This window comes from Micromonospora sp. NPDC048909 (genome assembly GCF_040649635.1).
Taxonomy (GTDB): Bacteria; Actinomycetota; Actinomycetes; order Mycobacteriales; family Micromonosporaceae; genus Micromonospora.
The window spans coordinates 989,942-1,011,813 of sequence record NZ_JBEZFU010000001.1; the positions used below are offsets into that span (position 1 = coordinate 989,942).

The 21,872-nt window shown below is 71.9% G+C and carries 19 protein-coding genes; 14 read left to right on the forward strand and 5 right to left on the reverse strand.

The window, feature by feature from the left end; all coding sequences use genetic code 11:
- Positions 1-124: 124 nt before the first annotated feature.
- Entirely contained in the window at positions 125-1,762 is a 1,638-nt protein-coding gene (locus AB0C04_RS04825) for a glycoside hydrolase family 13 protein (protein ID WP_357048309.1), read from the reverse strand.
- Positions 1,763-1,923: 161 nt separating this feature from the next.
- On the reverse strand, positions 1,924-3,012 hold the full coding sequence (locus AB0C04_RS04830; protein WP_357048312.1) for a LacI family DNA-binding transcriptional regulator: 1,089 nt from the start codon (positions 3,010-3,012) through the stop codon (positions 1,924-1,926).
- Between the two features lie 198 nt (positions 3,013-3,210).
- Between AB0C04_RS04830 and AB0C04_RS04835 the strand changes: the two genes are divergently transcribed.
- The 13 genes from AB0C04_RS04835 (at position 3,211) to AB0C04_RS04895 (ending at position 19,071) form a co-directional block, all read left to right on the forward strand.
- Complete coding sequence (locus AB0C04_RS04835; RefSeq protein WP_357048315.1) at positions 3,211-4,458, forward strand: maltose ABC transporter substrate-binding protein; 1,248 nt, start codon at positions 3,211-3,213, stop codon at positions 4,456-4,458.
- Positions 4,458-6,095, forward strand: a complete 1,638-nt coding sequence (locus AB0C04_RS04840) for an ABC transporter permease subunit (protein ID WP_357048318.1) — start codon at positions 4,458-4,460, stop codon at positions 6,093-6,095. The genes AB0C04_RS04835 and AB0C04_RS04840 overlap by 1 nt, the downstream gene beginning before the upstream one ends.
- 55 nt (positions 6,096-6,150) lie before the next feature.
- Complete coding sequence (locus AB0C04_RS04845) at positions 6,151-7,083, forward strand: sugar ABC transporter permease (protein ID WP_357048321.1); 933 nt, start codon at positions 6,151-6,153, stop codon at positions 7,081-7,083.
- A gap of 366 nt (positions 7,084-7,449) precedes the next feature.
- Positions 7,450-9,255: a glycoside hydrolase family 13 protein gene (locus AB0C04_RS04850; protein ID WP_357048323.1), complete on the forward strand. Its 1,806-nt coding sequence runs from the start codon at positions 7,450-7,452 to the stop codon at positions 9,253-9,255.
- Between the two features lie 169 nt (positions 9,256-9,424).
- Positions 9,425-9,913 (forward strand): hypothetical protein, encoded by a 489-nt coding sequence (locus AB0C04_RS04855; RefSeq protein WP_357048326.1) that lies wholly within the window; start codon positions 9,425-9,427, stop codon positions 9,911-9,913.
- Positions 9,901-10,242 carry a hypothetical protein gene (locus AB0C04_RS04860; RefSeq protein ID WP_357048330.1) on the forward strand — a complete coding sequence of 114 codons (342 nt, stop codon included), beginning with the start codon at positions 9,901-9,903 and terminating at the stop codon, positions 10,240-10,242. Before AB0C04_RS04855 ends, AB0C04_RS04860 begins: the two co-directional genes overlap by 13 nt.
- A gap of 276 nt (positions 10,243-10,518) precedes the next feature.
- On the forward strand, positions 10,519-11,586 hold the full coding sequence (locus AB0C04_RS04865; protein ID WP_357049126.1) for a BMP family ABC transporter substrate-binding protein: 1,068 nt from the start codon (positions 10,519-10,521) through the stop codon (positions 11,584-11,586).
- 264 nt (positions 11,587-11,850) lie between these two features.
- Positions 11,851-13,431: an ABC transporter ATP-binding protein gene (locus AB0C04_RS04870; protein ID WP_357049129.1), complete on the forward strand. Its 1,581-nt coding sequence runs from the start codon at positions 11,851-11,853 to the stop codon at positions 13,429-13,431.
- Positions 13,432-13,507: 76 nt separating this feature from the next.
- Positions 13,508-14,863: an ABC transporter permease gene (locus AB0C04_RS04875; RefSeq protein WP_357048333.1), complete on the forward strand. Its 1,356-nt coding sequence runs from the start codon at positions 13,508-13,510 to the stop codon at positions 14,861-14,863.
- 3 nt (positions 14,864-14,866) lie between these two features.
- A complete protein-coding gene (locus tag AB0C04_RS04880; RefSeq protein WP_357048336.1) occupies positions 14,867-16,147 on the forward strand; it encodes an ABC transporter permease in 1,281 nt (426 codons plus the stop codon).
- A gap of 15 nt (positions 16,148-16,162) precedes the next feature.
- Positions 16,163-16,867 (forward strand): cytidine deaminase, encoded by a 705-nt coding sequence (locus AB0C04_RS04885; RefSeq protein WP_357048339.1) that lies wholly within the window; start codon positions 16,163-16,165, stop codon positions 16,865-16,867.
- 136 nt (positions 16,868-17,003) lie between these two features.
- Complete coding sequence (locus tag AB0C04_RS04890; protein WP_357048343.1) at positions 17,004-18,284, forward strand: thymidine phosphorylase; 1,281 nt, start codon at positions 17,004-17,006, stop codon at positions 18,282-18,284.
- A 106-nt stretch (positions 18,285-18,390) separates the two neighbouring features.
- Positions 18,391-19,071, forward strand: coding sequence for a DUF4272 domain-containing protein (locus tag AB0C04_RS04895; protein ID WP_357048346.1), 681 nt, complete (start codon positions 18,391-18,393; stop codon positions 19,069-19,071).
- Between the two features lie 10 nt (positions 19,072-19,081).
- Here the strand turns inward: AB0C04_RS04895 and AB0C04_RS04900 are convergent, their stop codons facing one another.
- The 3 genes from AB0C04_RS04900 to AB0C04_RS04910 form a co-directional block, all read right to left on the reverse strand.
- The gene (locus AB0C04_RS04900) at positions 19,082-19,945 is read right to left on the reverse strand and encodes a putative RNA methyltransferase (RefSeq protein ID WP_357048349.1); all 864 of its coding nucleotides are present in this window, start codon (positions 19,943-19,945) and stop codon (positions 19,082-19,084) included.
- A gap of 91 nt (positions 19,946-20,036) precedes the next feature.
- On the reverse strand, positions 20,037-20,765 hold the full coding sequence (locus AB0C04_RS04905) for a sensor domain-containing protein (RefSeq protein ID WP_357048352.1): 729 nt from the start codon (positions 20,763-20,765) through the stop codon (positions 20,037-20,039).
- Between the two features lie 101 nt (positions 20,766-20,866).
- The gene (locus tag AB0C04_RS04910; RefSeq protein ID WP_357048355.1) at positions 20,867-21,343 is read right to left on the reverse strand and encodes a MarR family transcriptional regulator; all 477 of its coding nucleotides are present in this window, start codon (positions 21,341-21,343) and stop codon (positions 20,867-20,869) included.
- Positions 21,344-21,401: 58 nt separating this feature from the next.
- Here AB0C04_RS04910 and AB0C04_RS04915 point away from each other — a divergent pair, with 58 nt between their 5' ends.
- On the forward strand, positions 21,402-21,851 hold the full coding sequence (locus AB0C04_RS04915; RefSeq protein ID WP_357048358.1) for a PPOX class F420-dependent oxidoreductase: 450 nt from the start codon (positions 21,402-21,404) through the stop codon (positions 21,849-21,851).
- Positions 21,852-21,872 lie beyond the last annotated feature (21 nt).

Consider the following 21,872-nt stretch of genomic DNA (forward strand, 5'->3'; position numbering starts at 1 on the left):
GCCCCGCAGGGCGGACCCCGCGAGACGCCGGTGCCACCTCACCCCCCACCACAAGGGGCCGGTAGCCCAGTCGCCCGTCGGCGCGGGGCACAACGGACGACCAGGTTGCTGAGGGCTTACCCGTTCAGCTCCGATCGAACCAGGCCGCGGCGTCCACCGGCAGCAGGTGCCCGGTGCCCTGCGCGGTGAGCGGTCCGCTGGCGGCCAGCGGCTCGCCGTACCCGTCGATCAGCGCCGGGGCGCCGCTGATGTTCACCACGCAGGTCAGCACGGCGTCGCCCGCGGTGCGGGTGAAGGCCAGCACGCCGGGCCCGGTCTCCAGCCAGGTGACCGGGCCGGCGTCGGCCGCCAGCGCCGGGTGTTCGCGTCGGATCCGCAGGGCGGCGCGGTAGAGCTCCAGGGTGGAGCCGGGGTCGCCGGTCTGGGCGGCGACCGAGAGCGCACGCCAGGTGGCCGGGGCCGGCAGCCAGCTCAGCTCGCTGTCGGCCGGGCCGAATCCGTACGGCGCGAGTTCGCCGCTCCACGGGATCGGCACCCGGCAGCCGTCCCGGCTCTCGCCGGTACGCAGGAACGCCGGGTCTTGGCGCAGCTCGTCGGGCAGGTCCAGCACCTCCGGCAGGCCCAGCTCCTCGCCCTGGTAGAGGTAGGCGCAGCCGGGCAGCGCGAGCATCAGCAGGGTGGCCGCGCGGGCCCGGCGCAGCCCCTCCGGCCCGTCGCCGTAGCGGGTGACGTGCCGCTGCTTGTCGTGGTTGGAGAGCACCCAGGTGGTCGGCGCGCCGACGATGGTCGACTCGGCCAGCGCGGTGTCGATGACCTTGCGGAACGAGTCGGCCGACCAGGTTGCGTCGAGGAAGTCGAAGCTGAATGCCTGGTGCAGCTCGTCCGGGCCGATGTAGCGGGCCAGCCGCTGCGGCGTCTCGGCCCACGCCTCCGCCACCGCCATCCGGCCGCCGGGGTAGCTGTCCAGGATCGGCCGCCAGGAGCGGTAGATGTCGTGCACCTCGTCCTGGTCGAAGTAGGGGAGCCGGCCCTTGCCGAGCAGTTCGACCTGGCGCTGGCCGGTGGTCAGCGTGCTGAATCCGACGTCGGGCAGCCCCTCGGCCTTGATCATTCCGTGCGCCACGTCGATCCGGAAGCCGTCCACGCCCCGGTCCAGCCAGAAGCGCAGTACGTCTTCGAACTCGGCGCGGACCTCGGGGTGCCGCCAGTTCAGGTCCGGCTGGGCCAGGTCGAACAGGTGCAGGTACCACTGGCCGTCCGGCACCCGGGTCCAGGCTGGGCCGCCGAAGATGCTCTCCCAGTCGTTGGGTGGCAGCTCGCCGTGCTCGCCCCGGCCCTCGGCGAAGAGGTAGCGGGCCCGCTGCGGGGAGCCCGGGGTGGCGGCGAGCGCGGCGGTGAACCAGGGGTGCGCGTTGGAGGTGTGGTTCGGCACCAGGTCGACGATGATCCGCAGCCCGAGGGTGTGCGCGTCGGTGATCATCGCGTCGAAGTCGACGAGGGTGCCGAACATCGGGTCGACGTCGCGGTAGTCGGCCACGTCGTAGCCGCCGTCCACCATCGGGGAGGTGTAGAAGGGGGTCAGCCAGAGCGCGTCCACCCCGAGGTCGCGCAGGTACGGCAGGCGCTCCCGGAGGCCCCGCAGGTCACCGATGCCGTCGCCGTTCGCGTCGGCGAAGCTGCGGACGTAGACCTGGTAGACGACCGCGGAGCGCCACCAGTCCTCGGCGGCGTCGGTCGGCGGGTCGGCGGAGGTGGCGGTCATCGGTGGCGTGTCCGTTCTCGGGCGCGTGACGTCGACACCCGGTGGTCTGGGGTGCGGTGGGTGTCTGAGCAGAATGCCGGCCGGGCGCTGCAAGAGTCAAGCAGCGCTTGCGCAAGAAATGGTCGGCGTTGCGGGCCGCAGAGCCCGGCTGGCGGGCTGGGTCAGGCCGGTATGGCCAGCGCGGGTGGCGTCGGGCGCCGCCGGGCCGACCCACCGGGCGCCGGGCGGGCCGGGTTCGCCGGCGCGACCGCGGTGGAGCCGCGGACCACCAGCTCGGGGCGGAACAGGTACTCGGAGTGCGGCGCGGCGTGCCCGTTGATCTCGTCGACCAGGGCCCGGACGGCGGCCACCGCCATCGCGATCACCGGCTGCCGCATGGTGGTCAGCGGCGGGTCGGTGAAGGCCATCAGCGGTGAGTCGTCGTAGCCGACCACGGAGAGGTCGGCGGGGACCGTAAGGCCGCGCTGCCGGGCTGCCCGGACGGCGCCGAGCGCCATCAGGTCCGAGCCGCAGACGACGCCGGTGACGCCGCGGTCCAGCAAACGACCGGCGGCGGCCTCGCCACCCTCGACGCCGAAGAGGGTGAGCTCGGCGAGTTCGTCCAGTTCGGACTCGGTCAGCCCGGCCAGCCGGCGCATCGCGTCGCGCCAGCCGGCCACCTTGCGCTGCACCGGCACGAACCGGTCCGGGCCGGTGATCAGGCCGATCCGCCGGTGCCCGAGCGCGACCAGGTGGGCGACGGCCAGCTCGGCGGCCTCGCCGTCGTCGCAGGAGACGAAGGGGGCCGCCACGTCCGGCACGTACCCGTTGATCATCACGACCGGCAGCGGCCGGGCGATCAGGGCGCGGTAGCGCTCGTGGTTGGCGGCGGTGTCGGCGTGCAGGCCGGAGACGAAGACGATCCCGGAGACCTGCCGGTCCAGCAGCATCTCGACGTACTCGTCCTCGGTGACCCCGCCCGGGGTCTGGGTGCAGAGCACCGGGGTGAACCCGCTCTGCGCCAGGGTCGACTCGATGACCTGCGCGAAGGCGGGAAAGATCGGGTTGTCCAGCTCCGGCACCACCAGGCCGACCAGGCCGGCGCTGCGCTTGCGCAGCCGGGCCGGCCGCTCGTAGCCGAGCACGTCGAGGGCGGTGAGGACGGCCTGGCGGGTCTCCGGGGCCACACCGGGGCGGTCGTTGAGCACCCGCGACACCGTGGCCTCGCTGACTTCGGCCTGTTGGGCGATGTCGGACAGTCGAGCGCGCATGGCGGCACTTTAGCCCAAGGGCAAGTTCTTGCGTACGGTTCTGCAAGGTCTTCCATTCTTTGAAACCCCTTGCTAACGTCCCCGCAACACGCGACAGCAGCGGCGCCGTGACCGTGCGCCGGTTGGCAAGAACTTTCTCAGGTTCCCACTGGCGGGCGCCCTTCCCCCGGCGGACCCGCCACGACGACAGGAGTACCGATGCGCATCCGTACCGCGGGTGTGGTCGCCGTCTTCGCCCTGGCGCTCGCCGCCTCGGGCTGTGGCGGCGACAGCGACGAGCCGGCCACGAACGAATCCCCCAAGGCCGCCGGCGGCAAGCTGGTGATCTGGGCCGACGACAAGCGGACCGCCGCCCTCAAGCCGTTCGCCGAGAAGTTCGGCCAGGAGAACGGCGTCACCGTCGAGGTGCAGGCCGTCTCCAAGGACCTGCAGACCAACTTCGTGACCGCCTCGCAGCAGGGCAGCGGACCGGACGTCGTGGTCGGCGCGCACGACTGGATCGGCAACCTGGTGCAGAACGGGGCCATCGACCCGGTGCAGCTCGCCGCCGAGCAGAAGAGCGCGTTCAACGAGACCGCGATCAAGGCGGTCACCTTCAACGGCCAGCTCTACGGCGCGCCGTACGCGATGGAGAACCTCGCCCTGATCCGCAACACCGAGCTGGCTCCCGAGGCGCCGAAGACCATCGAGGACCTGGTCGCCACCGGCAAGAAGCTCAAGGCGGACAAGAAGGCCAGCGAGATCCTCTGCCTCCAGTCCGGCCAGAACGGCGACGCGTACCACATCTACCCGCTCTACACCTCGGCCGGCGGCTACCTCTTCGGCACGGCGGCCAACGGCGACTACGACCCGAAGGACCTGGGCGTGGGCAAGCCGGAGTCGATCGAGGCGTTCAAGAAGATCGGCGCGCTCGGCGAGAAGGGCGAGGGGGCGTTGAAGCGCTCCATCACCGGCGAGAACTCGATCGCCACCTTCGGGGCCAAGAAGTGCGCCTTCCTGGTCTCCGGCCCGTGGGCCATCGCGGACGCCAAGAAGGCCGGCATCAAGTACGACATCTCCCCGGTCCCCGGCTTCGCCGGCGGCAAGGAGGCCCAGCCGTTCGTCGGCGTCCAGGCGTTCTACGTCGCGTCGAAGGGCAAGAACAAGGCGTTGGCCCAGGAGTTCGTGGCCAACTACGTGACCAAGCCGGACCTGGCCGTCGCGCTCTACAACGCCGAGCCCCGCCCGCCGGCGCTGACCGCCGCGCTCGACCAGGTCAAGGGCACCGACCCCGACCTGGCCAAGTTCACCGAGGCCGGCAAGAACGGCCAGGTGCTCCCGGCGATCCCGGCGATGGCCGCCATCTGGGACCCGTTCGGCAAGGCGGAGGCCGCCGTCATCGGCGGCGCCGACCCGGCCAAGACGATCACCGCGGCCGGCAAGACGATCGCTGGCCAGATCAAGTAATGAACGCGCCGCTGTCCGGCCCGGGGTCTGCCCAGCAGGCCCCGGGCCGGGAGCCCGTCGGCTCCCGGCCCCCGGGGCAACGCGCCGCGCGTGACCACGCGCCGACCACCCTGACCGGACTGGCGGTCAAGGTGGTCCTGCTCGGCCTGACCGCCGGCATTGCCACCTGGGCCGCCTTCCCGCTGGTCGAGGCGGAGAAGTGGGTCGGGCTGGCCCTGCTGGCGGCGACCACGGCCGGCCTGTTCTACCTCTACCTCACCCCCCGGCACATCCCGGCGAAGTACCTGGTTCCCGGAACGCTCTTCCTGATCGCGTTCCAGGTGTTCCCGGTGCTCTACACGGCGAGCACCGCCTTCACGAACTTCGGTGACGGGCACCGCGGCACCAAGGACGACGCGGTCGTCGCCATCCAGACGGCCTCGGTCAAGCAGGTGCCCGGCTCTGTCGAGTACGCCCTCTCCATCGCCACGAAGGGCGCCCCGACCGCCGGTCCGCTGGTCTTCCTGGTCACCGACCCGAGCACCGGCATCGTCTCGGTCGGCGACGCCGAGGGGCTGCGCCAGCTCGACCCGGCCGACGTCACCGTCGCACCGGGCGGCAAGGTCACCGCCGCCGACGGCTACACCGTGCTGAACTTCGGCCAGGCCGGCGCCCGCGGTCAGGAGATCACCGACCTGGTCGTGCCGACCGCCGGTGGCGCGATCCGGTCCACCGGGCTGACCCGCGCCTATGAGGGCAAGGCGGTCCGGGCGTACGACGCGGGCTGCGACTGCGTCCGAGACAGCGAGACCGGCAAGTCCTGGTCCGCGGACGAGGAGACCGGCTCCTTCGTCGCCGCCGACGGTGAGCGGCTGGCCCAGGGTTGGAAGGTCAACGTCGGGCTCTCGAACTTCAGCCGGGTGCTGACCGACCCGAACATCTCCGGGCCGTTCTTCGGCACCCTGATCTGGAACTTCGGCTTCGCGATCGGCTCCACCGGGCTCACCTTCCTGCTCGGTATGGCCATCGCGCTGGCGCTGCACTCGCCGCGGGTGCGCGGCACCAACCTCTACCGGGTGCTGCTGATCCTGCCGTACGCCATGCCGTCGTTCGCGATGCTGCTGATCTGGCGGGACATGTTCAACACCGACTTCGGCCTGGTCAACAACCTGTTCGGGCTCGGCGTCGACTGGTTCGGTCAGGACTGGTCGGCCCGGGCGGCGGTGCTGCTGGTGCAGCTCTGGCTCGGCTACCCGTACATGTTCCTGGTGGCCACCGGCGCGTTGCAGGCCATCCCCGCGGAGCTGACCGAGGCGACGTCGGTGGACGGGGCGTCACCCTGGCAGTCGTTCCGCGCGGTGACCCTGCCGCTGCTGCTGGTCGCGCTCTCTCCGCTGCTTATCGCGTCGTTCGCGTACAACTTCAACAACATCAACGCGATCTGGCTGACCACCGAGGGCGGCCCGTTCCCGGCAGACAACCCGCGCAACGGGGCGACGGACCTGCTGATCACCTACACCTACCGGCTGGCCTTCGGCGCTCAGGGCGCCGAGTACGGCACGGCCGCCGCGGTCTCGATCTTCATCTTCGCGATCGTCGCGACGGTCTCGGCGATCAGCTTCCGACGTACCCGCAAGCAGGAGGAGGTGTACGCATGAGCGAGCGTCAGCGAGCGAACCCTCTTGGCGGCACGGTGTGCAGCGGAGTGCCGGCATGAGCACGCTCAGCGGGGTCCGGGCCGCCGGCGACACGGCCGGCGGCGCGTCGGTCGTCAACCGCAACTCGCGCGGCGGGTCGAAGGGCCGGTGGTTCCGCCAGGTCGGCTGGCGGCACCTGGTCGGGGTGCTGGCGGTGGTGTTCAGTCTCTTCCCGATCGTGTTCGTGCTCTCCGCGGCGCTCAACCCGCGCGGCACGCTCTCGTCCACCGAACTGGTGCCGACCGACGGGGTGTCGGTGGAGAACTTCGGGAACCTCTTCGCGCAGTTCGCGTTCGCCCGCTGGTTCGCCAACAGCGTGCTCGTCGCCGGCCTCGCCGCGTTGGTGTCGATCTTCCTTTCCGCGCTGGCGGCGTACGCCTTCTCCCGGATGCGCTTCGCGGGCCGCCGGATCGGGCTGCTCGCGCTGCTGCTGATCCAGATGTTTCCGCAGTTCCTGGCGGTCGTGGCGATCTTCCTGATCTTCACAACGATCACCGACCTGTGGCCGGGGATCGGCTTCAACACGCCCTGGGGGTTGTTCCTGCTCTACATGGGCGGTGCGCTGGGCGTGAACACCTGGCTGATGAAGGGCTTCTTCGACACCCTGCCGAGAGAGCTGGACGAGTCGGCCACCATGGACGGCGCCACGCACGCCCAGATCTTCTTCCGGATCATGCTGCCGCTGATCGCGCCGATCCTGGCGGTGACCGCGCTGCTCTCCTTCATCGGCACGATCAACGAGTTCATGCTCGCGAACGTGTTCCTCACCGACACCGAGTCGAAGACCCTCGCGGTCGGCATGTACGGCATGGTGGCCGGCGAGCGGAACAACAACTTCGGGATGTTCGCGGCGGCCACCCTGCTCACCGCGATCCCCACCGTGCTGGTCTTCCAGCTCCTGCAGCGCTACATCGTCTCCGGCCTGACCTCCGGAGCGGTGAAGGGGTGAATCGGAGGGGTGGCCGCTCATCGCCGAGGGCGAGCTGAGTGGTACTGCTCCGAGGCGTCAACGTCGGAGTGCCCGGCGGCGCGGCATCGTCCGTCGCGTCCTTTGCTCTGCTTCAGCGACGGCAACGGCTGCCGTCCGATATCCGGACGGACGCCGTTGCCTCGGCTGAAGCAGAGCAAAGGAGTCGACGGGGACCCGGCCGGCCCGGCCGACCTGGCTCGCGGGCCCGGCCGACCTGGCTCGCGGGCCCGGCCGACCTGGCTCGCGGGCCCGGTCGACCTGGCTCGCGGGCCCGGCCGACAGGGCCTGCCGGCCCGCCGCGCACCGTCCAGCCCGGCCCAGCCCACAACGGAAGGACCCCCTGCCGTGCTCGCGCACCACGACGGCTCCGCTCTTCACGTCCCCGAGCAGGAGCCCTCGCTCGGTGACACAGTCGACGTCTTCGTCCGGGCACCGGCCGGCGCCGACGTCCGGCGGGTACACGTTCGCACCACCGGTGACGGCGAGCCCCGGTTCACCGAGGCGGTGGTGGACCGGGTCGACGGCGACGAGGTCTGGTGGCGTGCTCCGGTCGAGGTCCGCAACCCGGTCAGCAACTACCGCTTCCTGCTCACCGGCGGCCGTGGCCAACGCTGGCTGAACGCCGCCGGGGTGGTCGGCCACGACGTCCCGGACCACGGCGACTTCAAGCTGGTCACTCACGCCCCGCCGCCGGCCTGGGCGCGGGACGCGGTGATCTACCAGATCTTCCCGGACCGGTTCGCCCGCTCCGCCAACGCGGACGGGCGGGTGCCGCCGGACTGGGCGATCCCGTGCGACTGGGAGACGCCGGTGATCGGGCGCGGCCCGGAGACACCACACCAGTTCTACGGCGGCGACCTGGACGGCGTCGTCGAGCGGCTGGACCACCTGGACCGGCTCGGGGTGAACACCGTCTACCTCACCCCGATCTTCCCGGCCCGCTCCAACCACCGCTACGACGCGGCGAGCTTCGACACCGTCGACCCGCTGCTCGGCGGGGACGCCGCGCTGGCCCGGCTCGCCGACGCGGTGCACACCCGCGGTTGGCGGCTGCTCGGTGACATCACCAGCAACCACACCGGCGACGCGCACGGTTGGTTCACCGCGGCCACCGCCGACGTCCACGCTGCCGAGCGGGAGCTGTACTACTTCGACGAGGTGACCGGCGACTACGAGTCCTGGAACGGGGTCAGGTCGCTGCCGAAGTTGAACTGGGGCAGCGCCGAGCTGCGCCGCCGCTTCGCCACCGCGCCCGACTCGCTGCTGCGCCGCTGGCTTCGCGAGCCGTACCGGTTGGACGGCTGGCGGGTGGACGTGGCGAACATGACCGGTCGGCGGGGCGCCGACGCGTACACCCACGAGGTGGCCGCGCTGCTGCGGGCCGTGGTGGCGCAGACCCGGCCGGACGGCCTGGTGATGGCCGAACACGGGCACGACCACACCGGTGACCTGGACCGCGACGGCTGGCACGGGACCATGAACTACGTCGGCTTCACCGACCCGGTCTGGTCCTGGCTGCGCCACGGCGATCAGCCGGTGCCGAACTTCCTCGGCACCCCGGGCGGGGTGCGCCGCCGGGACGCCGAGGCGGTGCTGGCCACCATGCACGCCTTCCGGTCACTGGTCTCCTGGCGCTCGTACACCCATTCGTGGCAGCTGCTCGGCTCGCACGACTCGGCCCGGATCCGGACGGTGGTCGGCGACGCCGCCCGGCAGGAGGTGGCGGCCGGGCTGCTCGCCACCATGCCCGGCACTCCGATGATCTTCGCAGGGGACGAACTCGGCCTCACCGGCGTCAACGGCGAGGGTTCGCGTACCCCGATGCCGTGGCACCGGCCGGAGAGCTGGGACGCGGGGACCTTCGCCGCGTACCGGTCGCTGCTCGCGCTGCGTCGCGCCGAGCCCGCGCTGCGCCACGGCGGCCTGCGGTGGCTGCATTCCGACCCGGACACTCTGATCTTCCTGCGCGAGTCACCGGCGGGCTCGGTGCTGGTGCTGGCTCGACGTTCGGTCGCCGGGCCGGTCCGGCTGGCCGGGCTTCCGGTCGGCGAGAACCTGTACGGCGGCGCGCCCGCGCTGCGGCCCGACCGGGACGGCGCGGTGACGCTGCCGGGCGACGGTCCCACCTTCCAGGTCTGGCGGCTGAGCTGAGCTCGGGCACGCGCTCCGGCTGGCCGGTGCGGACCTCCCTCGGCGGGGGTCAGACCGACCGCGGGGTCGCTGGCGGCCTACGCCGTGGTCGCCGGGGCAGCGGGTGTCGTCGTGCTGCACGACTGGCTGGGCGTGATCGGCGGGGACCGGCTCGCCGAGGGGGGTGATCGTGCTCTTCGCGCTCGCCGCCGGGGCCACCGTCGCCGGGCTGGGTGCGGTGCTCGGCCGGCCGGGGATCGGGCTGGGCGCACTGCTGGTCTTCCTGGTCGGTAACCCGCTCTCGGCGGTCTCCGCCGCCCCCGAGCTGCTGCCCCAACCCTGGGGCGAGATCGGGCAGTGGCTGCCGGTCGGCGCGGGCGGTACCGCGCTGCGCTCCGCCGCCTTCTTCGCCGGCGCCGGCGCCGGCCAGGCGGTGGCGATCCTCGCCGGGTACGCCGTGGCGGGGTTGCTCCTGGTGCTGCTCGCCCGGCGGGGCCGGATCGGCGCCGGCGGTCGGCGGTCCGGCCGAGCGCGCCGCGGTGTCCGTGGGCTGACCGGTCGGGCCGCGGGTCGGACGGCGGCGGTGTGCCCAGCTCAGCGGGCTGCGGCTCGCCGCGCCCGCCGCCCCCTACTACAAAGTGTCGTTGATAGGGGAGGATGGTGCCCGTGGAAGCACTGAGGCTGATCCTTCTCTACGTCCATCTCATCGGGTTCGCGTTGCTGCTGGGCGGTTCGATCGCCCAGTACGCGAGCGGCCGGCTGCGGATCAACGCGGCCATGCTCTGGGGCGCCGTGATTCAGTTGCTGACCGGTATCGGGCTCAGCGCGCCGCTGCGCGACGGGGACGAACCGGCACCGGCGAAGCTTGTTACCAAGTTCGTCATCGCGGTGCTGATCTTCGTAATGGTCTTCTTCTCCCGCAAGCGGGCCGACGTCAACCGGGGTCACTTCCTCGCAATTGTCGGGTTGACCCTGGTCAACGCGGCGGTGGCGGTCTTCTGGCGGTAACGTCAGGCTTGCGGCGACGTCCGCAGAACCGGACGTTTCGCCACGCCTGGGCGCGCGTCTACCGGCACGAAGAGTGATCTGCCCCACCGAAGGGTTACGTAGGGGTAACAGGCACTCAACAGTCGTGCACGATTGTCGGCCGGTGGGTGGGCGCGGGCGTACGCTCCCGTCCGTAACGTGGGACGCCGGCGGCACAGCGCAAGCCGGCTCAAGGGCTGCCACCGCACTAGGCGCGGTGTGCAATGGGAAGGAGACGTCTTGCGCTCGGTGCGTGGGATGCGGATCGCCTCGATCGTGGCGGCGGGTGGGCTCGTGCTGAGCGCCGCCGCTTGTGGCGAGGCGCCGGATGAGAACAACGGCGCCGGTGACGGCGGCAAGAAGTTCACCGCCTGTATGGTGACCGACGTCGGCGGCATCGACGACAAGTCGTTCAACACCTCGGCATGGCAGGGGCTCAAGGATGCCCAGGCGGCCAACAGCAACATCGACCCCAAGTTCGTGGCGTCGAAGGCCGAGGCGGACTACGAGCCCAACCTGACGCAGTTCGTCAACCAGAAGTGCAACTTCATCCTGGCCGTTGGTGGCCTGATGGGTGACGCCACCAAGAAGATCGCCGAGGCGAACCCGAACCAGCAGTTCGGCATCGTCGACGCGAACCCGGGCGTGGCGAACGTCTACCCGATGCAGTTCGACACCGCCCAGGCCGCCTTCCAGGCCGGCTACCTGGCCGCCGGGATGAGCAAGAGCGGCAAGGTGGGCACCTACGGTGGCCTGCCGATCCCGCCGGTGACCATCTTCATGGACGGCTTCGTCGACGGCGTCGCGCACTACAACAAGACCAAGGGCAAGAACGTCCAGGCCCTGGGTTGGAACAAGGAGACCCAGAAGGGCTCCTTCACCAACGACTTCGCCAAGCAGGACGAGGGCAAGAAGGTCTCCGACGCGCTGGTCGCCCAGGGCGCGGACATCATCATGCCGGTCGCCGGCGGCTCCGGCCTCGGCACCACCGCCGCGGCGAAGGCCTCGGGTGGCAAGTACAGCACCATCTGGGTGGACGTCGACGGCTGCGAGAGCACCCCGGACTGCTCCGCGATCCTGACCACCGTGGTCAAGAACATCCCGGAGGCTGTCAAGGAGGCTGTGCTCAAGGCCGCCGGTGGCGAGAAGCTCGCTGCCCAGCCGGGCTTCGTCGGCACCCTGGCCAACACCGGCGTCTCGATCGCCCCGTACCACGACTTCGACAGCAAGGTTCCGGCCGAGCTGAAGGCCGAGGTCGACAAGATCAAGGCGGACATCTCCGCCGGCACCATCACCGTCACCTCGAAGGCCCAGCCGACCAAGTGACGACTGGCCGGTACCACCGGTGAGATCATCGGGTGGAGCCGGCGGTAACAGGTACGACCGATCCGGCCGCTCCGGCCCGGCGGGGGCACCCACCCCGCCGGGCGGGGGCGGCCGATCGCGCGCCCGCAACGGCGCCCGGCCCGGTCAGCGGTCGGGTCGACCGGCAGCTACGCTGCACCATCGCTCGCACTCCAGGAGGTTGCGCTGAGACTCGAACTGCGCGGCATCACCAAGCGGTTCGGTGATCTGGTCGCCAACGACCACATCGACCTGACGGTGGAGCCTGGAGAGATTCACGCCCTGCTCGGCGAGAACGGCGCCGGCAAGTCGACCCTGATGAACGTGCTCTACGGGCTCTACCAGCCCGACGAGGGCGAGATCCTGGTCGACGGCCAGCCGCTGAAGCTGAAGGGCCCGTCCGACGCGATCGCCGCCGGGATCGGCATGGTGCACCAGCACTTCATGCTGGTGCCGGTCTTCACGGTGGCCGAGAACGTCATGCTCGGCGCGGAACAGGTGCGGGGCGGCATCGCCGGTTTCCTGGATCGACGGCGAGCCCGCCGCCAGGTCACCGAGGTCTCCGAGCGATACAACCTGCGGGTCGACCCGGATGCGGTGATCGAGGACCTGCCGGTCGGCATCCAGCAGCGGGTGGAGATCGTCAAGGCGCTCACCCGTGACGTCGACCTGCTCATCCTCGACGAGCCGACCGCGGTGCTCACCCCGCAGGAGACCGAGGAGCTGCTCGCCGTCATGCGGTCGCTCAAGGCCGCCGGCAAGTCGATCGTCTTCATCACCCACAAGCTCGGTGAGGTGAAGGCGATCGCCGACCGGATCACCGTGATCCGGCGCGGCAAGACGGTCGGCACGGCCTCCCCCGAGGCGAGCCGGGACGAGCTGGCCGCGCTGATGGTCGGCCGTAGCGTCCGGCTCACCGTGGAGAAGGCCGAGGCCACCCCGGGCCGGCCGGTGCTCGAGGTCGCCGGGCTGGTGGTGGACGACGACCGGCAGATCCGCGCGGTCGACGGCATCAACCTGACCGTGCGCGCCGGTGAGGTGCTCGGCGTGGCGGGCGTGCAGGGCAACGGCCAGACCGAGTTGATCGAGGCGATCATGGGCCTGCGCCCGGTGCTCGCCGGGACGGTCACCCTCGACGGCGACCGGATCGACGGCTGGGCGACCAAGAAGGTGCTCAGGGCCGGCGTCGGCTACGTGCCCGAGGACCGCAGCGTCGACGGGCTGGTCAAGGAGTTCAGCGTCGCCGAGAACCTGGTGCTGGACATTTACGACCGGGCGCCGTTCGGCAAGGGACTTTCGCTCAAGCCGGACGCCATCGCCGCCTCGGCGAAGGAGCGGATCGCGCAGTTCGACGTGCGCACCTCCTCGGCCGATGCGCCGGTGGGCACCCTCTCCGGCGGCAACCAGCAGAAGGTGATCGTGGCCCGGGAGCTCTCCCGACCGCTGAAGCTCTTCATCGCCGCCCAGCCGACCCGCGGCGTGGACGTGGGATCGATCGAGTTCATCCACAGCCGGGTCATCCGGGAGCGGGACATCGGCACCGCCGTCATGGTCGTCTCCAGCGAGCTGGACGAGGTGATCGGGCTGGCCGACCGGATCGCGGTGATGTACCGCGGCCGGATCATCGGCATCGTCGGCCCGGAGACCCCCCGCGAGGAGATCGGCCTGCTGATGGCCGGCATCGCGCCGGACGTGGCGGCCGAACAGGTTCGTGGCCCGGCGGCCGAGCCGGCCGACGGCGCGGCGCCCGGGCAGACCGGTGGCGCGGCGGCGAGCGACGGTGGCGCGACGTCCGCCGAGGGCCCAGGTAGCGAGGACGAGGCATGAGCGAGCGCAGCGAGCGAATCATCAGGTGCAGTGCGGCCGAGCCTCATGCCGGCACGGAGCGCAGCGGAGTGCAGGCATGAGCAACCCCACCCCGCAGTCGGGTTCGCCGGACAAGGAGCCGGCGACCGAGGCGCAGGCGGCGCAGAACGCGCTCGGCAACACCGAGCGGGCCGAGCCGGCGACGACGCCGCAGGGCGGCGCGCCCGAGCCCCGACCCACTCTCGGCCGGCTGTTCCTGGACAACCTCTGGGCGGCCAACACCTTCACGGTCACCCTGCTCTCGCTGGTGCTGGCGATCGTGGTCGGCGGCATCCTGATGATCATCTCGGATCCGGAAGTCCTGTCGACCTACTCGTACATCACCGCCCGCCCGTCGGACGCGTTCAGCGCCAGCTGGACGTTGGTCAGCGAGGCGTACGCCAACCTGTTCAAGGGCTCGGTCTTCGACCCGGAGGCCTTCTCCGACTGGCTGAACGGTGACAACGGGTGGCAGGCGGTGCTCGCGCCGATCTCCGAGACGCTCACCTACACCGCGCCGCTGGTCTTCACCGGCCTCTCGGTGGCGCTTGCCTTCCGCGGCGGCCTGTTCAACATCGGCGCCCAGGGCCAGGCCACCATCGGCGTGATCCTGGCCGCGCTGGCCGGCTTCCTGCTGCCGCTCCCGCCCGGCCTGCACCTGCTCGTCGCGGTGCTCGCCGGTGGCCTCGGCGGTGCGATCTGGGGCTTCATCCCGGGCATCCTCAAGGCGCGGGCCGGCGCGCACGAGGTGATCAACACGATCATGCTCAACTACGTCGCCACGTACTTCCTGACCTGGTTGATCGTGCAGAACGGGGTGCAGGACCCGAACCGCACCGACGCGATCAGCAGGCCGGTGGACCCCTCGGCGCAGCTGCCCCGGCTGCTCGGCGACAACCTGCGGGTGCACGCCGGCATCCTGGTGGCGGTGCTGGCCACCTGGGCGGTCGCCTGGCTGCTCAACCGCTCGACGCTCGGGTTCGAACTGCGCGCCGTCGGGGCCAACCCGGACGCCGCGCGGACCGCCGGCATCAGCGTCACCCGGACGTTCATCCTGATCATGGTGTTCTCCGGGGCCCTGGCCGGCTTGGGTGGCACGAACATGGTGCTCGGCTCCACCGCCAGCGCGCTCACCCCGCTGGTGGTGGCCCAGATCGGCTTCGACGGCATCCTGGTGGCCCTGCTCGGCCGGGTCAAGCCGTGGGGTGTCGCGCTCGCCGCGCTGCTCTTCGGTGCGCTGCAGGCCGGCGGCAACCGGATGCAGTCGTACTCCGGTATCTCGCTGGAGCTGGTCACGGTGCTCCAGGCGCTGATCGTCATCTTCATCGCCGCGCCGGCCCTGGTGAAGGCGATCTTCCAGCTCCGGGCCGCACGGGCCGCCCGGTTGCAGACGAGCCTGGCGAAGGGCTGGTAACTCATGTCCACCATGGCTGTCCCGGACGTCGCGGTCGCCCCGGTCAACGAGGGCTTCTGGACGCGTAACCGCAAGGTCGGCCTCGTGCTGGCGGTGCTCGGCCTGCTGGCCGCGGTGCTGTTCGGCGCGCTCGCCACCGACCAGCAGGCCCGGTTCACGCTCAGCGAGGACGCCGCCGGCGCCGCGTTGGAGATCAACGGCACGTTCGGCGCCATCCTCTTCGGGATCGTCGCGCTCGCCGCCGGCGCGGCGCTGCTCGCCGGGGTGCCGAAGCGCTGGTTCGTCACCGTGCTCGGCGTCGGGCTGGTCGGCTTCGTGCTCTCCTTCCTCTGCTGGCAGGTCTCCGCGGCCCCGACCGGGCAGAACTTCATGCCCCTGGTCAACATCCTGCGGGGCACCTTCATCCTGGCCCTGCCGCTGATCTTCGGCGCGCTCGCCGGGGTGCTCTGCGAGCGCTCCGGCGTGGTGAACGTGGCCATCGAGGGGCAGTTGCTGATGGGCGCGTTCAGCGGCGCGCTCTTCGGCAGCATCTCGGGCAACGTCTGGGTGGGTCTGGTCGCGGCGGCGATCGGCGGCGCGACGATCTCGCTGCTGCTGGCCATCTTCGCCATCCGCTACCTGGTCGACCAGGTGGTCATGGGGATCGTGCTGAACCTGCTCGCGGTCGGCGTCACCGGCTTCCTCTACGAGCGGCTGATGCAGACCAACATCGAGCGTTACAACAGCGCGCCCCGCTTCAGCAACTGGGAGATCCCGCTGCTCAAGGACATCCCGGTGCTCGGCCCGGCGCTGTTCCGCGGCAACATCTTCCTCTACCTCGGCCTGCTGCTGGTGCTGGTGATCCACATCGGGCTGTTCCGCACCCGGTGGGGCCTGCGCACCCGCTCGGTCGGCGAGCACCCGACCGCCGCCGACACCCTCGGCGTCCGGGTGCTCGGGCTGCGCTACCGCAACGTGCTGCTGGCCGGTGTGGTCGCCGGCATCGGCGGCGCCTCCTACACGCTGGCGCTCTTCTCGTTCACCAAGAACATGATCGGCGGCAAGGGCTTCATCGCGCTGGCCGCGCTGATCTTCGGCCGGTGGAACCCGACCGGCGCGCTGCTCGCCGCGCTCTTCTTCGGTTTCGCCGACCAGCTCGCCACCTACCTGGGCGCGATCAACAGTGTGATCCCCAGCCAGTTCCTGGCCATGCTGCCCTACCTGGCGACGATCCTGGCGGTGGCCGGGCTGGTCGGTAGGGTGCGGGCACCGGCCGCGGACGGCAAGCCGTACATCAAGGGCTGACGGGGAGAGCACCACATGGAGATCGACTGGACCCAACTGCGCGCCGCCGCCGTCGAGGTGATGCGGCACGCGTACGCCCCGTACTCGAAGTTTCCCGTCGGGGCGGCCGCCCTGGTCGACGACGGCCGGGTGGTGGTCGGCTGCAACGTGGAGAACGCCGCGTACGGCGTCGTGCTCTGCGCCGAGTGCGGCGTGGTCTCCTCGCTGCACGCCACCGGCGGCGGCCGGCTGGTCGCGCTCTCCTGCGTGGACGCGACCGGCGAGCCGCTGATGCCCTGCGGCCGGTGCCGGCAGCTGCTCTGGGAGAACGGCGGCCCGGAGTGCCTGGTCGAGACGAAGGGTCGCCCGCTGCGGATGGCCGAGCTGCTGCCGCACGCGTTCGGGGTGGAAGACCTGGACGCGGTGATCGGGGAGACCCCGCTACCGGTGGTGCCGGAGCGGCTGGCCGCCTGGCGGGGCCGGGGCACGGTCTTCGTGCACGCCGACCTCAACGCCGGCCAGCAGGTTTGGACGGCGTACTGGGAGCGGTCCGCCGGGGACGACGCGCAGGCCGAGACCGGGGTGCTGGAGGAGGGCCCGAGCTGGGACGACCCGGCTGAGGCGATCACCTGGGGGCTGGCCCGTACGCCCCGGGTGGTGGTCGTCGACGCGAACGGCGGCATCTTCTGGGCCGGCGAGGGTGAGCCGCCGATGGAGATCCCTAGCCGCTGGGGTGGCTGAGCTTCAGGGCCGGGGCCGACCGCGCCCGGCTCCGGGCGGTCAGGCTTGATCCCTCCGCCGGGCGCGGTCGGCCCCGTCCCCCGTGGGCACGTTCCGTTGGCCGGTTCTGCCATTCGACTAGGAAAGATCTTTTGTGATGAGTGAGTTTGCGGCGGTTGATGTCATTCGGGCGAAGCGGGACGGCGGGGTGCTGTCGGACGCGCAGATCGACTGGGTGGTCGACGCGTACACCCGGGGCGTGGTGGCCGACGAGCAGATGTCGGCGCTGGCCATGGCGATCCTGCTGCGCGGGATGACCGGCCCGGAGATCGCCCGGTGGACCGCCGCGATGATCGCCAGCGGAGAACGGCTGGACCTCTCGGCCGTCGACCGGCCGACCGTCGACAAGCACTCCACCGGCGGGGTCGGCGACAAGATCACGCTTCCGCTCACCCCGCTGGTGGCCGCCTGCGGCGCCGCCGTGCCGCAGCTGAGCGGACGGGGCCTCGGGCACACCGGCGGCACGCTGGACAAGCTCGAGTCGATTCCGGGCTGGCGGGCGGCGCTGAGCAACGACGAGTTCATCAACCAGCTGCGCGACGTCGGCGCGGTGATCTGCGCGGCCGGCGCCGGCCTCGCCCCGGCCGACCGGAAGCTGTACGCGCTGCGCGACGTGACCGGCACCGTCGAGGCGATCCCACTGATCGCCAGTTCGATCATGAGCAAGAAGATCGCCGAGGGCACCGGCGCGCTGGTGCTCGACGTCAAGGTCGGCTCGGGTGCGTTCATGAAGTCCGTCGAGCACGCCCGCGAGTTGGCCCGCACCATGGTCGAGCTGGGCGGGGCGCACGGCGTACGGACGGTCGCCCTGCTCACCGACATGTCCACCCCGCTCGGCCGGGCCATCGGCAACGGGGTGGAGGTGACCGAGTCGGTCGAGGTGCTGGCCGGCGGCGGTCCGGCCGACGTGGTCGAACTGACGCTGGCCCTGGCCCGGGAGATGCTCGACGCGGCCGGCCTGCCGGACGCCGACCCGGCGGCCGCGCTCCGCGACGGCCGGGCGATGGACTCCTGGCGGGCGATGATCCGCGCCCAGGGCGGTGACCCGGACGCGCCGATGCCGACCGCTCCCGAGGTCGAGGTGGTCGCGGCGCCGGCCGACGGGTTCGTCGAGTCGATCGACGCGTACGCCATGGGAGTGGCCGCGTGGCGGCTCGGCGCTGGCCGGGCCCGCAAGGAGGACCCGGTCAGCGTGCCGGCCGGGATCCTGTTGCACAAGCGGCCGGGTGACCCGGTGCGGGCCGGCGAACCCCTCTACGAGCTGCGCGCCGAGCAGGCCGACCGGCTGCCCGCAGCGCTGGCCGAGGCCGCCCGCGCGGTACGGATCTCACCGAGCGCGCCGGTGACGGCACCGTTGGTGATGGAGCGGATAGGCTGACCCCGCGGCGCCGGGGCGGCGTGTCGTCGGCCACCTGGGACCGCTATCCTGCCTGGCCAAGGGGGGACAACCGGCGCTGAGTCGTCGCGAGCAAGGGAATTTCGCCGTGACCGTACCTGCCCCCGACCCACGTGAGGTGCGCGAGGCGAGCCTGGACGAGCTGTCCCGGCTGGGCCTGCCGCTGCCGCCGCCGCAGTTCCCGCTCGTCTGGGAGCCCGACGACCAGATCGAGCTGCGTCCCACGGTGGAGATCGAGGCCCGGATCGCCGTGCTGCACCTGATCCTGGCCCGCTGCTTCGGGATGCCGCCGCAGGCCGCGATGAGCTGGCTGCTCGCGTCGCACCTGGTCGAGATGGTCACCCCGCCGGAGTGGCAGTTCGTCACCGGCAGCAAGGGCGACCACCGCTCGTTCGTGCTGCACCACGACGCGCTCTTCTCGCTCGCCTGGGTGCTCGGCCTGACCAAGGTGCTCGACCCGACGCTGCCGGTGGACGAACGGCTGGTCGAGCGGATGCCGCACATCGCCGGCGGGGAGACCTTCGGCCAGTGGCGGTCCCGGATCCTCGCCGCGCCGCAACACCCTGCCGACGCGGCCGCCCTGCTCGATCTGCACTACTGCCTGGACTGGGCGTACCTGGAGATGGAGCGGCACGGCAAGACGCTGCCCGGGCTGGTCGACGCGAACGCGATCGGTCAGCGGCGGTGGGCGCTGGAGTGGGCGGTGATCCTCCGCGGGCCGTACCACGACGAGCCCCCCGGCTGGGAAGAGGTCGACCTCTCCACCTGAGCCCCGCCGGTCAGCTCGGGGTGGGCTGCCACACGGCGAGCCGGACCGCGACGGTGACCCGGACCGGTTCGGCCAGCGCGGCGATCCGGCTGGCCAGCCCGGCCGGGTCGGTGTGCCAGGCGCTGGGCCCCATGCCCACCAGCGTGGCCACCTCGGTTCGGGTCAGCGTCAGCTCGCCCCGGTGCAGTGCACCGCCCACCCGGGTGAACTGCGCGCCGAGGCTGCCGGCCACCCGGTCCTCCTTGGTCGGATCGACTCGGAGCAGCCCGAGCGGGCCGACCAGTTCGGCGAGGTGTTCCTCGGCGGGGGTCACCACGAGCAGCGCCCCGGCCGGGTGCAGCACCCGGCGGAACTCCGGACCGTTGCGCGGCGCGAAGACGTTCAGCAGCAGGTGGGCCGCGCCGTCGGCGAGCGGCAGCCGCTGCCAGGTGTCGGCGAGCGCCGCCGCGGCCCGCGGGTGGCCCCGGGCGGCCCGGCGCAGCGCCGGCTTCGACACGTCCAGGGCCAGACCGACCGCGTCCGGCAGCGCCGCCAGCACCGCCGCCAGGTACCGGCCGGTCCCGGCACCGGCATCCACCACCAGGGGGTACGCCCCGGCGACCGGTGGCGTCGCGGCCACCGCCGCCTCGGTGAGCGCGGTCGAGATCAGGTCGTAGTGCCCGGCGGCCAGGAAATCGGCGCGGGCGGCCACCATCTCGGCGGTGTCGCCGACGTGCGGGGCGCGACCGGCGAGCAGGTTGACGTAGCCCTGCCGGGCCACGTCGAAGCTGTGCCGGCGCGGGCAGCGCAGCGCCTGGGCGGTGCCGGCGACCGCCTCGGCCAACGGTTCGCCGCAGACCGGGCAGCGCAGCCGGTCGAGGATGCGAGCGTCCATGATCAGGCGTCCGGGCGGGTCGGTGCCGGGCGGACCCGGCCGTGATCACGGTCCGGTCCCGCGCCCCGGAGCGGCTTCGACTCCTCGGCGTTCACGATCGGCACGGTAGCTCCACCTGGACCACGGTAGGCCCACCGGCCGGCGGGTCGAAGGCCGCCCGGCTGTGGCGGGCGGTCGGCCCGAGCAGCGCCCGGGTCAGCCGCGCGTCCAGCTCCACCAGGCCGCGTGGCAGCCGGTACGCGACGCACGCCACCAGCAGCCCGACCACGGCGGCCAGCGCGGGGGAGTCGACGGGCAGGCCGGCGTACGGGTCGATCAGGCCGGGTCGGATCCCGTGCAGCACCGGCGCGGCCAGCCCCTGCGCCGCGCCGAGCCAGCACACCACCGGCAGCAGCACCCCGACGGCGGTGAGCGGCAGGTAGACGAGCTGGAAGAGCAGGTCCCGATAGGTGGCCGGATCGGTCACCAGCGCTGACAGCCGGGCGGTGGCCGGCCCGGTGGCGGGCCGGTACGGCGAGGCCACCGGTTCGCCCGCCACCCGCCGGCGTTGCCGGTCCATGAGGGCGCGGGACCGGGTCACCGCCCCGTCGAGCAGCGGCAGCCCGATGCCGGCCGGGCTCAGCGCGGCACCGACGAGGGCGCCGAGGGCGAGCAGTCCGCCGGCGAGCGCGACCGGCCCGCCGGCCAGGAGGTGGCCGAGATCCCGTACCGCCTGACCGGCGATGCTCACCGGCTCCTGCTCGCCGCCGACCCCGGGGGGACCGGGCCAGCGGTGACCGGTGGCCGCGCCGCCGACGCCCGTCGTCATCGTGGTCCCCATCGCCGCCTCCACGCTCGTCAGCCCAGCAATGACGCTAGGTGGATCGGTGGGCCGCTTCGATGGTGTGCGCACGACAGTCCATGGTGGTGCTGGCACCACCGTCAGCGGGGTGGTGACCTCTCCGCGTCGGAGAGGTTCTCGACGACCCGGTGGCTGAACGCGGCCAGCGCGGCGATCTCGTCCGGGCCGAGCAGGTCGATCAGGTGCCGGCGGACGGCGGCGACGTGGCCGGGGGCGGCCGCCTCGATCGCCCGGCGGCCCTGCGGGGTGAGCACGACGATGGCGCCTCGGGCGTCCGTGGGGCACTCCTCGCGGGTGACCAGGCCGCGCTGCTGCATCCGGGTCAGGTGGTGGGAGAGCCGGCTGCGTGACCAGAGCATCCGGTCGGCCAACTCTCTGACCCGCAGCCGCTGGCCGGGCGTCTCGGAGAGGTCGGAGAGCACGTCGTAGTCGGGCTCGGAGAGCCCGGCGTCGTGCATCAGGTCGCGAGCCAGATGCAGGTCGAGCAGGCGTCGCATCCGGCGGTAGCCGCGCCAGGCCCGGTCCTCCCGCTCGTCGAGCCAGCGGGGTTCGTCCACGTCATCGATCCTAGCCACATTGTTGACACATCATCAACTGCCGCCTACGGTCGATGACATGTCATCGACATCGCCGCCCGGGCCGGATCACGGCGGAGCCGCCCGGCTGTGGGAGCTCTTCGGCGGGCGCGGGCGCGGAGTGCTGGTCACCCTGCGCCGCGACGGGCGGCCGCAGCTGTCCAACCTCGACTACCTGGCCGAGCCGGGGTTGATCCGCTGCTCCACCACCGGCGACCGGGCGAAGGTCCGCAACCTGCGCCGCGACCCGCGGGCCAGCTTCCACGTCACCACCGCCGACGGCGGGGCGTACGCGGTGGCGGAGGGGACGGTGAGCCTCAGCCCACCGGCGGCGGAGAACGACGACGCCACCGTCGCGGAGCTCGTCGAGGTCTACCGGCGGATCCGCGGCGAGCACCCGGACTGGGCGGAGTACCGGGCGGCCATGGTCGCCGACGGCCGGCTGGTGCTCCGGCTCGCCGTCGAACGGGTCTACGGGTGGCGCCCGTAACGGGCGCGGCCGGTCCCGGCG